The sequence below is a fragment of the Chelatococcus daeguensis genome (assembly GCF_001887265.1).
GTDB lineage: Bacteria > Pseudomonadota > Alphaproteobacteria > Rhizobiales > Beijerinckiaceae > Chelatococcus_A > Chelatococcus_A sambhunathii.
In genome coordinates this window covers 141,754-155,797 of sequence record NZ_CP018096.1, presented here as the reverse complement: position 1 = coordinate 155,797, position 14,044 = coordinate 141,754, and the positions used below count along the sequence as shown (strand labels likewise).

Genomic DNA, 14,044 nt, shown 5'->3' with positions numbered 1-14,044 from the left:
CCTCACCGCCGGGGGCGGCGAGGCGCTGGGGCAGTCAGAGCGCCTGCTTGACGCGCTCGGCGATGTCTGCCGGCACCCACTGCGTCCAAAGATCCTCGCGGGTCTTCAGGAAGTTCTCGGCGGCCTTCTCGGCCGAGCCGTCGTTGTCCTGCATGTAGGCGAGGGCTTCGGAGACGAGCGCGCTCGTCGTCTCGTACTTCTCGAGGAAGGCGACCAGGTTCGGCGCCTTCTTGGCGAATTCGGCATTGGCGCCGATGAGCACCTTGGTGAGGGGATAGGCGGTCGCCTTCTCCACGTCCTCGGCGTTCTTCGTCTCCATCAGCGTGTTCCAGACGGCGTCGTCATAGGCCGGCTCCTCGAGCTGGACGACCTGATCGCCGATCTTGCCGAGCACCCAGGTGGGGCCCCAGTAGTAGAAGACGATAGGCCGCTTGCGCTTGATGTTGCTCTCGATGGCCGCGATCAGAGCTGCGCCCGTGCCGGGGCGGAAATTGACGTAGGTTTCGTTGAGGTCGTAGGCGGCGAGCTTCTTCGTGTTGATGACCTCGCAGGCCCAGCCGGAGATGCAGTTGTAGAAGCGGCCCTTCTCCGGCTCCTCCTGATCCTTGAACAGCTCCTTGAACTTCGGCAGGTCCGACACCGACTTCAGGTCCTTGGCGGGGGCGTCCTCGCCCTCGACGAGGTAGCGCGGCACGAACCAGGCCTGGATGGCGTCGGGATAGTTGACGCCGATCTCCACCGCCTTGCCGTCCTTGACGCCGTCGCGCCACACCTCTGGCGCCGTGTTCGACCAGATCTCCATCACGACGTCGACGTCGCCGCGCACCGCACCCGTGTAGAGCGGGATGGTGGAGCCGGGGATCGAATCGGTCTTGCAGCCGTATCCCTTCTCCACGATGAAGCGGGCGACAGCATTGTGAAAGAAGTTCGAATCCCAATCGAGATCGCCGAAAACAACAGGCCTGTCGACCTCGCAGCTCTGGGCGGCAGCGGGCGCCGCGGCGCCGATGATGGCAGCCAAGGACATCGCGGCGGTAAGGCCGATCGTCTTCGTGATTTTCATTAGCTCTTCCTCTTGGTTCCGTGAATTTGATTCTTTATATTTCTTGTTCTTGCGCAAGAAAATCGATGTCAAATACAACAAGCATTGCGCAGACATGCGTCTGCGCAGTTGATGATTGCTGCATATGTATGATGCGGCGCACGTTAGGCGATATAGCCTCGCATTGCAACCCTTCAGGGCCGCAAGGGATGGCGGATATGATCGGAGAAAGCCTGGCGTGCGCCGAATGGCGCGATCAATACATATGATGATCTGCGCAATGCTCGTGGATCGGTACTCCCGCCTTGCCGGCGTCAGACGACGAAGTCGTAACGGGCGAATTTTCCGTCGGCGGTCTTCTCGACACGCATCAGGAGGCGCTCGTCGAACAGGCGGTCACGGGCGTTGCGCGCCTCGCCGGGAAAATAGAGCTGCGTCGTCAGCACGTCGCCGCCGCGGCGCTGGACCTTCACGTGATAGTGGCGCGTGCGGCCGGTGTAGAGAGCGGGCACGATGGTGGAGAACCACCAGCGTCCGCCCTCGTCGGTGAACTGGTGCCCGCGCAGCCTGTAGCCGGCATTGTCGTATCGCCCCTCGTCGTCGGCGTGCCAGAGCTCGACGAGGGCCCCTGCCTGCGGCCGGCATTGTTCGTCGAGCACGAAGCCGGCGAGCGTGATCGGCTCACCGCCGGGCACGTCCTCGGCGAAACTGCGCCGCTCCGGCGTGCCCGGCTTGTAGAAGGGCCCCTCGGTTGCGGGCGGCGTCGGCTCCAGCCCGTCGCAGGCCGGCGTGCGTGTGAGCGGTGCGGGGACCGGCTGCGCGCCGGAAGCCGAGGCGAGCAGGGAGGCTGCGGGTGCCGAAAGGAAGGCGTGGAGGACGGAGCGGCGGGATGGCAGCATCGCTTGTTCTCCCCTCGATCGGGAGCCACGGATCTGAGCCCGGGTTCGCAGCGGGCTCCCTTCAAGAAATGGGAACGGCGGCCCATTGTTCCAGCGGTGCGGGTCCAGTTGCCTGCGGCCTTGCTCTTGCCGGCCGCTTCGGCTTGCATGGACGGCGGGGGCCGGGCATTCGCCGGGATGGACGGGGGCACATCATGATGGTCGACAGGGTTCTGGGCAGGCTTGCCGCGGGCCTCGTCCTCTTCGTCGGGCTCGCCGGCGCGGAGCGAGCGCAAGCCCAGAGCGCGCCGGCGGCGCCCGTCACCGTCTGGAGCGTGCCGGACATCGATCATCTGCCGGATGACGAGAACGGCCGGCTCGTGCGCTACGGCCGCTCGCTGGTGGCGGCGACCTATGCCCATGTCGGGCCGGAGGTGGCGGATGCTTCCCGGCGCTATGCCGGCAACAATCTCGCCTGCCGCAACTGCCATCTCGACGAGGGGCGCAAGAAATTCGGCCTGCTTCTCGTGGGTGCCTTCGTTGACTACCCGCGCTACAGCACCCGGCGCGGCGAGGACGTGTCGATCGAGGACCGGGTCAACAGCTGCATGACGCGATCCATGAACGGCCGGCCCCTGCCGGCGGACGGTCGCGAGATGCAGGCGCTCGTTGCCTATATCCGTGTGCTCTCGAATGGCCTGCCGAAGGATGCCGCCGTGGCCGGGCAGGGCCTGCGGGCGATGGCGGAGCTCGATCGACCGGCCGATCCGACGCGCGGCGCCGGTATTTATCGCGACAACTGCGCCCGGTGCCACGGCATCGGCGGCGAAGGCGTGCGGCGCGGCGTCAGGGGCGATGCGCTCGGCTATGCGACGCCGCCGCTCTGGGGCGAGGACAGCTTCAACGACGGGGCTGGCATGAACCGGCTCATCACCATCGCCAATTTCGTGCACGACAACATGCCGAACGGCACGAGCTGGGTGATGCCGCGGCTCCCCCCCGAGGACGCCTGGGACGTCGCCGCCTTCGTCGTCTCGCAGCCGCGGCCGCGCAAGGGGGACCTTGCCGCGGATTTCCCGGACAAGCTCGACAAGCCGGTGGATGCGCCCTACGGCCCCTATGCCGACGGCTTTTCGGAAAGCCAGCACCGCTACGGGCCGTTTGGGCCCATCCGCGCCGAAGTGGCGCGGCTGAAAGCGGGGCAGAGCCGGTGAACATTTCCATCCCATAGAAATTTATGCTATTCATGTTTTCCATGGAAAGAAGCGTTTGAAAGAAGCGACCATGGCGCAGATCCTCGAGCGGCGAGCCGATGTGCCCGACCCGGGCACGGTGCTGACGAAGGCGCTGTTGCGGGCGGCCGACCGGCTCGACATCACCGCGCGGGCGCTCGCCGGCATCGTTGGCCTCAGCGAAGCCACCGTCTCGCGCATGAAGCGCGGTGACTACGTGCTCGAGACCGGCACCAAGGCCTTCGAGCTGTCGGTCCTGTTCGTGCGTCTCTTCCGCTCGCTCGATGCGATCGTCGGCGGGGACGAGACCGTCGCCCGCGCCTGGCTGCGCAATCCCAACACCCTTCTCGGTGCCCGGCCGCTCGACCGGATCGGCACCGTCGCCGGTCTCGTCGATGTCATCGCCTATCTGGACGCCCGCCGCGCTGTCGTGTGAGGCGCGTCCGCATGCGGGGCGTTGCTGGCGGCTCATCGAGGCGCAGCATCGCGTCGCGACGCTCAAGCTCGTCGACAACCTCGATGAGCAGAAGCTTCTCGAGGATCTCATCGAGGAGACGAAGCCGGCGCTGCCGCCCGAGTGCCGCCATCTCGACTATCTGCTGGCCACGCCGTTCCGCTACGGGGCGGAATATCCCAGGGGCTCGCGCTTCCGCCGCGCCGGCCGCACCGCCGGCGTCTACTACGCTGCCGAGACGCCGCGCACCGCCGTGGCCGAGATGGCCTTCTACCGCCTCCTCTTCTTCGCCGAATCGCCGATGACGCCCTGGCCGGCGAACACGACCGACTACACAGCCTTCTCCGCCGCCGTCGCCGTGGCGCGGGCGCTCGACCTCACGGCCCCGCCGCTCGTGCGCGACAGGGCGCTGTGGACCGACCTTCTCGCCTATGACGCCTGCCAGGGGCTCGCCGATGCGGCGCGGGAGGCGGGCATCGCCGTCATCCGCTATGAATCGGTGCGCGATCCCGAGCGCGGCGCCAATCTCGCGGTGCTGACCTGCGCCGCCTTCTCCGAGCCGCGCCCGCTCGAGCGGCAGACCTGGCGCATGCGCCTCGGGCCGAGCGGTGTGCAGGCCGTCTGCGACTTTCCCGCGAGCGGCCTCGAATTCGGCCGCGAGGCCTTCGCCGACGATCCGCGCCTTGCTGCCTTCAACTGGGAGCGGCCGACGGTTTCGCCCCGCCGCTGAGCTCCGCCCGCCGCGGCGGCAGCATCGCCGCAAGCGTGATGCCGGCGAGCGCGACGACGGCCACGAGGGCGGCGAGGCTCGGCCAGCCGAGGCTTCCGGCGAGGAGCCCCGCCGCGGCCGGGCCCACGAGCAGCCCGAGGTTGTTGCCCTGCATCAGCAGCCCCATGGTGGCGGCCGCGCGGTCGGGCCGCGGTGCGTAATGCGGCGCGGCATCGAAGAGGACGACGGGGATGAGGCCGGAGATAGCCGAGAACATGAGGCACGACACATAGGCGCCGGCACCCGGCATCGACGGGGTGAAGATGCCGAGGCCGCAGACGGCCATGGCCGCGAAGCCGATGACAAGCAGGCCCCGATGGCCCCAGCCCCGGGCGATGAGGCGGCCGCAGACAAGGTTGCCGCCGGCACTGGCGAGGATGGCGAGTGCGGTCAGCAGGCTCGCCGCCGCCGGCGCGACGGCCAGGCGCTCGCCGAGGATCGTCGGCAGGAAGCCGAAGGCGGCGAAAAAGGCCATACAGAAGGCCGCGAACAGCCCGGCGAGCAGCCATGGTCCGCGCCTGCCGAGGGTTTCGCGCGCATCCGCGCCCATGCCTTCCGGCGGAAGGGGCAGGGAAAGGCTCTTCGTACGCAGGGCGACGAGCAAGGCACAGCCCGCGAGCAGCGCGGCATTGCCGAGCCATAACCCGCGCCAGCCGAGGACGGGCAGCAGCGGTGCCGCGGCGAGGATGATCGTCATGCCCACCGGCATGAAGGTGCTCCACAGCGCGAAGACCCGGCCGGCGCGAGGCGCGGGCGTGATCGCCGCGAGAAGCGCCGGAGCCGCGACGACGACCGCGAGGAAGCCGAGGCCTTCGATGGCGCGGCTCGCGAGGAGGAGGGGCGCGCCGCCGGCGCCGGCCCCGATGGCGCTGCCGAGCGCCTGCAGGAGAAGGCCGCCGACGGCGAGCCGGCGCATGCCGGCGCGCCCTGCCGCGAGGCCGATCGCCATGCCCGCTACGGCGCCCACGATGGCGAAGGCCGAGAGGAGCCAGCCGGCGGCGGCAAGGGATAGGCCGAGATCCGCACGCACCGCCTCCAGCGCCAGCGGCGCCTTGCCGACCTGGAAGGCGGACAAGATGCCGGCGCCGACGATGAGGCCCGTCGTGCCGCGCCCGCCGGTCATGCGTCCGCCTTTGCGCGGATGTCCCGCCGGGCGCGGCCGAAAGCGAGAAGGCCCGCGATCTCGGCGACGTGGCGGCCCTGGAAGCGGGCGCCGGCGAGCTCGTTCTCGCTCGGCCGCCGGTCGCCGCCGTTGCCGTCGTCGGCGAGCGTGGAGGCGCCGTAGGGCGAGCCGCCGGTGATCTCGTCCATGCGCAATTGGCCCTTGAACGTGTAGGGCAGGCCGACGACGACCATGCCGAGGTGCATCATGACCACATGCGCCGTCAGGATGGTCGTCTCCTGCCCGCCGTGCTGGCTGCCGGTGGAGGTGAAGACGGCGCCGACCTTGCCGACCAGCGCGTCCCGCGCCCAGAGCCCGCCGGCCTGGTCGAGGAAGTTCTTCATCTGCGCCGCCATGTTGCCGAAGCGGGTGGGCGTGCCGATGACGATGGCGTCGTAGTCGGCGAGCTCGGCCACCGCGGCGACGGGCGCCTCCTGCGTCAGGTCGTAGCCGGCCCGGCGCGCCACCTCGTCGGGCACCAGCTCCGGTACGCGCTTGACCGCGACCTCGGCTCCGGCCGCGCCGGCCCCTTCGGCAACCGCGGCGGCGAGGGCGGCAATATGGCCGTAGGACGAGTAATAGAGGACGAGCACCCGCGGGCGCACCTCGTTGCCGTGCCTGCCGTCCGTTATGTCTTCGCGTGTTCGCATGTCGTGCATCCTCTCAGCGCGTGGCACAGAAGAGATGGACGCTTGCATCGATCGATATAAGTGAGAAAATTTTGCTCTGAACGATCGAAGATATAGATCATGCTGGATGCACTCACTCTCGATCAGCTCCGGGTTTTCGTCGCGGTTGCCGAGGCCGGCAGCTTCCGCGCGGCCGCCGCGCGCCTCGGCCGCGTGCAGTCGGCCGTCAGCCATGCGATGGCCAATCTCGAGGCGGAGCTCGGCCTCGCCCTGTTCGACCGCTCCGGCCGCCGTCCGGTGCTGACCCGGGAGGGCAGGGCGCTGCTCGAGGATGCGCGGGCGGCGCTGCTCAAGGTCGATTTCCTGCGCGCCCGGGCACGCGGCCTCTCGCAGGACCTCGAGATCGAGCTGCCGATCGTGGTCGACACGCTCTTTTCCCTGCCCGTCATCGCCGCCGCTCTGCGCGACCTCAGGGCGAGCCACCCGTCCGTGGCGGTACGCGTCTCCTTCCTGCCCCTCGGCGGCCCGCTCGTTGCCGTGCGCGAAGGCCGCTCGACGCTCGGCATCAACGTGGGCGGCGATTTTCCCGACCCGCGCATCGCGCGCCGCATCCTAACGCGGCTCGCCTTCGTCGCCGTCGCCGCCGCCTCCCATCCGCTCGGCCGGCGCGATCCGCAGGAGCCCCTCGGCACGGAGGACCTCGCCGACCATCTGCAGATCGTGCTCGAAGATTCCTCGCCCCTGTCGCAGGGGCGGGACTTCGGCGTCCTGTCGCCCAACACATGGCGCGTCGACAGCCAGGAGGTGAAGCACGCCCTCATCATCGGCGGCCTGGGCTGGGGCCGCCTGCCGTTGTGGCTCGTGGCGCACGATCTCGCCGAGGGCCGCCTGGTGCGGCTCAACGCGACGGCTTTCGGGCCGGGCGGGGAGGCCATCGTCACCGCCTATCTGGTGCACCGGACGGACGCGCCGCTCGGCCCGGCGGCGCGCGCCTTCGGTGCGGCGCTCGAGCGGCACGCCGTCGCCTGTCCTGCGCTCTTGAGCGGTGACAAGCCGGACGCGTCGTGAGAAGACGGTGTGAGCTCCCGACCCAGCCGCAAGGTGCGACCCCATGCGTATCGAACCCGTCTTCCTGTTCGATCTCGACGGAACGCTCGTCGACAGCGTCTACCAGCATGTCCTCGCCTGGAAGGAGGCGCTCGATGCCGAGGGCATCGACCTGTCCGTCTGGCGCATCCACCGCAAGATCGGCATGAGCGGCGGCCTCTTCACCAACCAGCTCCTGCGCGAGACGGGCTTGGACATCTCGGCCGAGCGCGTCGACCGCCTGCGCCAGGGTCACGCGGCGGCCTACAGACGCCTCGCCGGCCAGGTGCGGCCGCTGCCCGGCGCGCGCGAACTGCTCGCCTGGCTCACCGACAACGGCATTCCCTGGGCAATCGCCACCAGCGGCCGCATGGAGACGGCAGCGCTCAACATCGAGGCGCTCGGCGTCGACCCTGCCAAGGTGCCGGTCGTCACGCGCGACCAGGTGAAATATGCCAAGCCCGATCCCGACCTCTTCGTCGCCGCTGCCGGCCGGCTCGGCGCGCCCATCGAGACGGCGGTCGTCGTGGGTGATGCCATCTGGGACATGCTGGCGGCAACGCGCTGTCGCGCCCTCGGCGTCGGCCTCCTGAGCGGCGGCTACGGCCCGGACGAATTGCGCCAGGCCGGCGCCTTCCGCGTCTACGACGACCCGGCCGACCTGCTCAAGCACATCGACGAGGTGGGCGGCCGTCGCTAGCTCCCCCTCAGGAGGCGAATCCGGTTATCGTCCGCGCCATGGCGCCCAAGACGACGACACCCCATGTGCTTTCCAAGGCCGCGGCCAGGCATATCTGGATCGCCGCGCAGCGGCTCGACACGCCCGAGCCCTTCGGTGCAGGACCGGAGGCGACGCAGGCTGCGGTCGAACATCTCGGCTATGTCCAGATCGATACCATCAACGTCATCGAGCGCTGCCATCACCACATCCTGTGGACGCGCATCCCGGCCTATCGCCGCGAGGATCTCGCCCGGGCGCAGAGCGTCGACAAGAGTGTCTTCGAATATTGGACGCACGCCCTGTCCTACGTGCCGACGCGGGACCTGCGCTTCTACCTCGGGGCGATGAAGCGCTACCGCCGGCAGCCGCGGCCGTGGTTCGCCTCGGTCAAGAAGGCGGATCTCGGCAAGGTGCTGACGCTCGTCAGGAGCGAGGGGCCGCTGACCATCCGCGACATCGAGGACGACGTCCTCGTCGAGAAGGACCACCCCTGGGCCAGCCGCAAACCGTCGAAGCGGGCGCTGCAGCTTGCATTCTACACGGGTGTGCTGACGGTCAGCGCCCGCAACGGCATGGTCAAGACCTACGAGCTGATGGAGCGGCATTTCGGCTGGGACGCACCGCCGAAGCCGGCTTCCGAGAAAGAGCGGGCGGCCTATCTGCTCGACCGCGCGCTGAGGGCGCAGGGGCTCGTGAGCCTCGATTCCATCTGCTATCTCGACGCCGGCAGCAAGCCCGCCGTGCGGCAGGCGATCGAGGCGCGGGTGCGCCGCAAGGAGCTCGTGCCCGTCGTCCTCGCGGGGGAGGAGAAGCTGCTCCACTGGGCCCGGCCGGAGGTGCTCGCCACGGCGGGCGGCGCGCCGTCCGATACGGTGCACATCCTTTCGCCCTTCGACCCGCTGATGATCCAGCGCAAGCGCACGCAGCTTTTCTTCGGCTACGAGCACCGCTTCGAGGCCTATGTGCCGAAGGACAAGCGTCGTCTCGGCTATTTTGCGCTGCCTGTCCTCGTCGGCGACGAGATCGTCGCCGCCATCGACCTCAAGGCGGACCGGGAGAACGGCAAGCTGCTCATCCAGCAGTGGACTTGGTTCACCGATGGCAGGCGTGACGGCCTGAAGACGCGCATCGACGAGGAACTGCACCGCTTCGAGCGCTTCCAACTGGCGCGTTGACCGGACGGTCCGCTGGATCAGCGCATGTCCTGAAGGCGGTCGCGCAGAGCGCTTGTGGCTCGGCAGGCAGGGCCCTGCGCAGGCCGTGACAAGGCGGGCCCTTCGTGAGAAGAGGGGCATAACTGCCGCGCGATCTGCGATAATAGCCAGGGGCCATGGTCCGCATCCTCGCCGTCTGCCTCGCCGCCCTGTTCGTCCACCTTGCCCTTCCGGCGACGGCGGCCGGAGCGGGCACACGTACCGTGCGGGTCCTGACCTCCTTTCCCCCGCAGTTCCTCGAGCCTTACAGGCGGGCCTTCGAACAGCGCCATCCCGACAGCACGATCGAATTCGTGCAGCGCAAGACGACGGCGGCGGTGGCCGAACTCGTCGGCGGCCGGCAGAAGGCGGACGTCTTCTGGGCTTCGGCGCCCGATGCCTTCGAGATCCTGAAGGCGGCCGGCCGGCTGGCGCGCCTCAAGCCGCGCCCGACAGGCGCGCCGGAGCGTATCGCCGGCTATCCCGTGAACGATCCGGACGGCGCCTATCTCGGCTTCGCCCTGTCGGGCTACGGCTTCGTCTACAATCCCGACTACATGGCTGAGAAGGGGCTGCCGGTGCCGCGCGGCTGGTCCGATCTTGCGGCGCCAGCCTATGCCGGGCACGTCGGCATCAGCGCGCCCTCGCGCTCGGGCACCATGCACCTCATGGTCGAAGCCATCCTGCAGGTCTACGGCTGGGAGCGCGGCTGGGGCCTGTGGTCCGAGATCGGCGGCAATCTCGCCACCGTCACCGCCCGCAGCTTCGGCGTCTCGGCCGGTGTCGCGCGCGGACGCTTCGGCATCGGCCCCTCCATCGATTTCCTCGCCAACCAGGACGGCCTGCCGCGGGGTGCCATGGCCTTCGCACTGCCGGAGGAGACGCTGTTCGTCCCCGCAAGCATCGCGGTGCTCAGCGATGCGGACAACCGCGAGGGCGCCGAGCGGTTCGTGGATCTCGTGCTCTCACCCGATGGGCAGGCGATCCTGCTCGATCCGGCCATCGCCCGGCTGCCGATCTCACCTGCCGCCTATGCCGTCGGGGATGTCGCGACCGGCAGCCCCTTCAGGCGCGAGGGTTTGTTCGCGCACGGCCTGTTCGATCCGCGCCTGTCGGCCGCCCGCTATGAACTCGTCAATATCATCTTCGACGAGATGATCACCTTCCGTCGTGCCGAGCTCGCGCGTCTCTGGCGGTCGGTGCGGACGGTGGAGGCGGCGCTGGTCCGGCGCGGCGATGCGGAGGCGGCGCGCCTGGTCGGCGAGGCGCGCGAGGCCCTGACGCGCTCGCCCATCGGTGCGGACGAGGTCATGGACCTCGAGCGGTGGCGGAAGCTGGAGCGGGTGCGGCGCGGCGTTCCTGCTTCCGAGCCGCAGGCACGGCTCGAAGCGCGCATCAGGGCGGCCATCGACGACAACCTGCGCCGGGCCGGCCGAGCCGTGGGCGAGGCGGCCGCGCGGCTCGACGTGCAGGCAACGGGGCGCGGCGTCACCGGTGCAGAGGTCTCCCGATGAACCGCAGGGCGAGGCTTGGTATCGGCGGGCGCCTCCTCCTCGCCTTCCTTGGCGTCGGTGGGCTGGCCGTCGGGGCCTGCATCGTCGGCTGGCTGTCCTATGCCCGCCTCAGCGAGGAGTTGAACGCGGTCGCGACCGATCATCTGCCGGCGCTCGCCTTTTCCGCCCGTCTCGCGGAGGCGGGCGCCAACGTCATCGCCAGCACGCCCGACCTTGCCGTCGCCGAGCGGCGCGAGGCCTATGATGCGATACGCAAGACGCTCGTCGGGCGGCTCGCCGTGCTGCGTTCGGTGCTCGACACGCGCAGCAGCGAGGATTCGCTGTCGCCGGAGCTCATCGTCGTGACCGAGGGCATCGAGGCCAATCTTCAGGCCATCGACCGGGTGGCGGAGCTGCGCTTTCCGCTCGGCGAGCGCGTCCGGGAAATGAGCGAGGAACTGCGCTGGCTGCAGGCGGACCTCATCGAGGAGGTCGAGCCGCTGATCGACGACGCTCGTTTCAACATGGAATCGGCCATCGGTCGTGTCGGGCCGGGCGATGCCGCGGAATCGGGCCGCCGCACGCTGCGCGAGGAGAGTCGCAAGAGCGAGGCCCTGCTTACCATCAACGCCCACGCCAATCTCATCGTCGGGCTCCTCGGGCGGCTCGCGACCGTGCCGACCGTGGAGGATCTCGACGCGACGAGCCATTTCATCGGCGAGATAGCCGACCAGCTCGACATCGAGACGAAAGCGCTTGCGAGCTGGACCGACACTGTCACGGTGAGCCAGATCGTGGCGCGCCTCCTGGCCGTTTCCGATAACCGGGCTGGTCTTGCCGCCCTGAAGCGGGCAGAACTCGCAGCCATTGCCGAGGCCCAGGCGCTGCTGGCAGAGAACCGGCGTCTTGTCACCCAGCTCGGCGCGCTCGTCTCGCAGGAGGTCAGCCGCACGGAGCAAATCGCGCGGCGGGCGGCGGAGCGCTCGGCCGCCGCCATCGTCGTCGGGCGCAACCTCCTCCTTGCCATCGCCATCGCCTCGCTCGCCATCGCCATCGTCGTCGGCTGGTTCTACGTGCGCCGCAGCCTCGTCGCGCGCCTCGAGGGGCTGACGCTCGCCGCGACGACGATCGCGAGCGGGCCCACCATGCCGGTCCTGCCGCCGCCGACCGACGACGAACTCGGCGACCTTGCGAAGGCGCTCGCGGTGTTCCGGCAGACGCGGGACGATCTCGTCCAGGCCGCCAAGCTCGCCGCCCTCGGCCAGATGGCGGCCGGCATCAGCCACGAACTCAACCAACCGCTCGCCGCGATCCGCTCCCACGCACACAACAGCGCCGTCCTCATCGCGCGCGGACGCATGGATGAGGCGCGGGCGAGCCTTGAGCGGATCCAGGGCCTGACGGCCCGGATGGCCGAGCTCATCCGCCATCTCAAGCGGTTCGCCCGCCGGCCGGCGCCGACGCTCGAACCGGTGGACCTGAAGGCCGTGGTCGATGGCGCGCTCAGCCTCTTCGCGCAGCGTCTCGACGAGGAGCGTGTCGCTGTACGGCTTAATTTCCCCGACGGCCCAGTGACGGTCGAGGCGGAGGAGATTCGCCTGGAGCAGGTCGTCGTCAACCTCGTCTCGAACGCGCTCGACGCGCTCGACGGCGGCGGAGAGCGGCACATCGCCATCGGCGCCGAAGCGAAAGGCGGACGGATCCTCTTGTCCGTCAGCGACAGCGGCTCGGGTATCGATGCGGAGGCGCGAGCAGCCGTCTTCGACCCGTTCTTCACCACCAAGCCGGTGGGGCAGGGGCTCGGCCTTGGCCTGTCGATGTCCTACAACATCGTCAAGGACTTCGGCGGCGCTCTCTCGCTGGCGCAGACGGGGCCGGCGGGCACGACCTTCGTGGTAGAGCTTGCTGCAGCGGGGCAGGCGTGAGCATGGCAGACGGAATGGCGGCAAGCGTTGTTCTGGTCGATGACGATCGCGAGGTGCGCGACGCCTACCGGCTGACGCTGGAGCTCGACGGGCTTGCCGTGACGGCCGTCGGCTCGGCGCGCGAGGCGCTCGACCTCCTGACCGCGGACCAGCCGGCCGTGATCCTCAGCGACGTGCGCATGCCGGGTCTCGACGGCTTCGGCCTTCTGGAGGCTGTGCGCGCGATCGATACGGAGATCCCGGTCGTGCTCGTGACCGGCCATGCCGACGTGCCGATGGCGATCAAGGCGGTGCGGGCCGGCGCCTGGGACTTCGTCGAGAAGCCCGCCGATCCGGTGCGGCTCGCCGAGACGCTGCGGCGCGCTCTCGCCCACCGCGCCCTCATCCTCGAAAACCGGACCCTGCGGAGGGGGGCGGCCGACCGGGACCCCTTCGCTGGCCGTCTCGTCGGCCGCTCGGCCGCCATCGAGCGGCTGCGCCGCACTCTGCGCACCCTTGCCGATGCAGAGACGGACGTGCTCCTCTTCGGCGAGACGGGCACGGGCAAGGAGGTGGCGGCGCGGGCCCTGCACGATTTCGGCCGGCGCGCCAAGGGCCGCTTCGTCGCCGTCAATTGCGGCGCGATCCCCGAGACGATGATCGAGAGCGAGTTGTTCGGCCACGAGCCGGGTGCCTTCACCGGCGCCCGCGAGCGGCGCATCGGCAAGATCGAGCATGCGAGCGGCGGCACGCTCTTTCTCGACGAGATCGAATCGATGCCCCTGCCGGCGCAGGTGCGGCTGCTGCGCGTCCTGCAGGAGCGCACCATCGAGCGGCTCGGCTCGAACCGGGAAATCCCGGTCGACCTGCGCGTCGTCGCCGCGACCAAGGCCGATCTCGCCGAGCTCGCGGGCCGCGGCGCCTTTCGCGAGGATCTGGTCTATCGCCTCAATGTCGTCACGCTGCGCCTGCCGCCGCTGCGCGAGCGGCGCGAGGACGTGCCCCTGCTCTTCGCCCATTTCCTCGATCTCGCCGCCCAGCGGCAGGGCCGGGCGGCGCCTCCGCCCGACCCGGCGCTCAGCGAGCGGCTCAGGCAGCAGGACTGGCCCGGCAACGTGCGCGAGCTGCGCAACGCGGCCGAGCGCTATCTCCTCGGGCTCGACGAGGACGAGCCGCAGCAGCCCGTGCGCGGCGGCGCGGGGCTCCAGAGCCTCGAGGAGCAGATGGAGGCGGCCGAGAGGCGCATCATCGAGGAGACGCTGGCGCAGTTCTCCGGACGCATCGGGGTCACGGCGGAAGCGCTCGGCATCACGCGCAAGACTCTCTACCTGAAGATGAAGAAATACGACCTCGGCCGCGGCACCGCGATCGACGCCTGATGTTACCGTCCTGACCCATCGGCCGTCGGCGCTGTTACCCGCCTGACCCGCCGGGGTCGGCTGTCGGCTGTGCGCAAGCCCTTGCTGAGGGCGGTTTCCGGC

The 14,044-nt window shown here is 69.5% G+C and carries 13 protein-coding genes; 9 read left to right on the top strand and 4 right to left on the bottom strand.

Annotation, left to right across the window (positions count from 1 at the left end):
• Positions 1 to 34: 34 nt before the first annotated feature.
• Both BOQ54_RS17630 and BOQ54_RS17625 read right to left on the bottom strand, forming a co-directional pair.
• Entirely contained in the window at positions 35 to 1,063 is a 1,029-nt protein-coding gene (locus BOQ54_RS17630) for an ABC transporter substrate-binding protein (RefSeq protein WP_071924617.1), read from the bottom strand.
• A gap of 293 nt (positions 1,064 to 1,356) precedes the next feature.
• On the bottom strand, positions 1,357 to 1,941 hold the full coding sequence (locus BOQ54_RS17625; RefSeq protein WP_071924616.1) for an intradiol ring-cleavage dioxygenase: 585 nt from the start codon (positions 1,939 to 1,941) through the stop codon (positions 1,357 to 1,359).
• Positions 1,942 to 2,135: 194 nt separating this feature from the next.
• Between BOQ54_RS17625 and BOQ54_RS17620 the strand changes: the two genes are divergently transcribed.
• The 3 genes from BOQ54_RS17620 to BOQ54_RS17610 all read left to right on the top strand — a co-directional run bounded on the left by BOQ54_RS17620 (position 2,136) and on the right by BOQ54_RS17610 (position 4,336).
• A complete protein-coding gene (locus BOQ54_RS17620) occupies positions 2,136 to 3,134 on the top strand; it encodes a c-type cytochrome (protein ID WP_055458759.1) in 999 nt (332 codons plus the stop codon).
• Between the two features lie 70 nt (positions 3,135 to 3,204).
• Positions 3,205 to 3,588, top strand: coding sequence for an antitoxin Xre/MbcA/ParS toxin-binding domain-containing protein (locus tag BOQ54_RS17615; protein WP_063188976.1), 384 nt, complete (start codon positions 3,205 to 3,207; stop codon positions 3,586 to 3,588).
• Positions 3,548 to 4,336 carry an RES family NAD+ phosphorylase gene (locus BOQ54_RS17610; RefSeq protein ID WP_063188978.1) on the top strand — a complete coding sequence of 263 codons (789 nt, stop codon included), beginning with the start codon at positions 3,548 to 3,550 and terminating at the stop codon, positions 4,334 to 4,336. The genes BOQ54_RS17615 and BOQ54_RS17610 overlap by 41 nt, the downstream gene beginning before the upstream one ends.
• Here BOQ54_RS17610 and BOQ54_RS17605 read toward each other — a convergent pair.
• Positions 4,299 to 5,498 (bottom strand): MFS transporter, encoded by a 1,200-nt coding sequence (locus BOQ54_RS17605; protein ID WP_055458762.1) that lies wholly within the window; start codon positions 5,496 to 5,498, stop codon positions 4,299 to 4,301. The two genes, BOQ54_RS17610 and BOQ54_RS17605, sit on opposite strands and share 38 nt — an antisense overlap.
• Positions 5,495 to 6,187, bottom strand: coding sequence for an NAD(P)H:quinone oxidoreductase (gene wrbA / locus BOQ54_RS17600; RefSeq protein WP_063189064.1), 693 nt, complete (start codon positions 6,185 to 6,187; stop codon positions 5,495 to 5,497). Before wrbA ends, BOQ54_RS17605 begins: the two co-directional genes overlap by 4 nt.
• A gap of 99 nt (positions 6,188 to 6,286) precedes the next feature.
• On the opposite strand from wrbA, the gene BOQ54_RS17595 reads away from it, so the two are divergent.
• The 6 genes from BOQ54_RS17595 to BOQ54_RS17570 all read left to right on the top strand — a co-directional run bounded on the left by BOQ54_RS17595 (position 6,287) and on the right by BOQ54_RS17570 (position 13,942).
• The gene (locus BOQ54_RS17595) at positions 6,287 to 7,234 is read left to right on the top strand and encodes a LysR family transcriptional regulator (protein WP_063188982.1); all 948 of its coding nucleotides are present in this window, start codon (positions 6,287 to 6,289) and stop codon (positions 7,232 to 7,234) included.
• Positions 7,235 to 7,277: 43 nt separating this feature from the next.
• The gene (locus BOQ54_RS17590) at positions 7,278 to 7,952 is read left to right on the top strand and encodes an HAD family hydrolase (protein WP_063188985.1); all 675 of its coding nucleotides are present in this window, start codon (positions 7,278 to 7,280) and stop codon (positions 7,950 to 7,952) included.
• 38 nt (positions 7,953 to 7,990) lie between these two features.
• A complete protein-coding gene (locus BOQ54_RS17585) occupies positions 7,991 to 9,148 on the top strand; it encodes a winged helix-turn-helix domain-containing protein (RefSeq protein WP_055458766.1) in 1,158 nt (385 codons plus the stop codon).
• A gap of 155 nt (positions 9,149 to 9,303) precedes the next feature.
• Complete coding sequence (locus tag BOQ54_RS17580; protein ID WP_071924615.1) at positions 9,304 to 10,680, top strand: ABC transporter substrate-binding protein; 1,377 nt, start codon at positions 9,304 to 9,306, stop codon at positions 10,678 to 10,680.
• Positions 10,677 to 12,584, top strand: a complete 1,908-nt coding sequence (locus BOQ54_RS17575) for an ATP-binding protein (protein WP_063188989.1) — start codon at positions 10,677 to 10,679, stop codon at positions 12,582 to 12,584. The genes BOQ54_RS17580 and BOQ54_RS17575 overlap by 4 nt, the downstream gene beginning before the upstream one ends.
• 14 nt (positions 12,585 to 12,598) lie before the next feature.
• Positions 12,599 to 13,942, top strand: a complete 1,344-nt coding sequence (locus BOQ54_RS17570) for a sigma-54-dependent transcriptional regulator (RefSeq protein WP_186438082.1) — start codon at positions 12,599 to 12,601, stop codon at positions 13,940 to 13,942.
• Positions 13,943 to 14,044 lie beyond the last annotated feature (102 nt).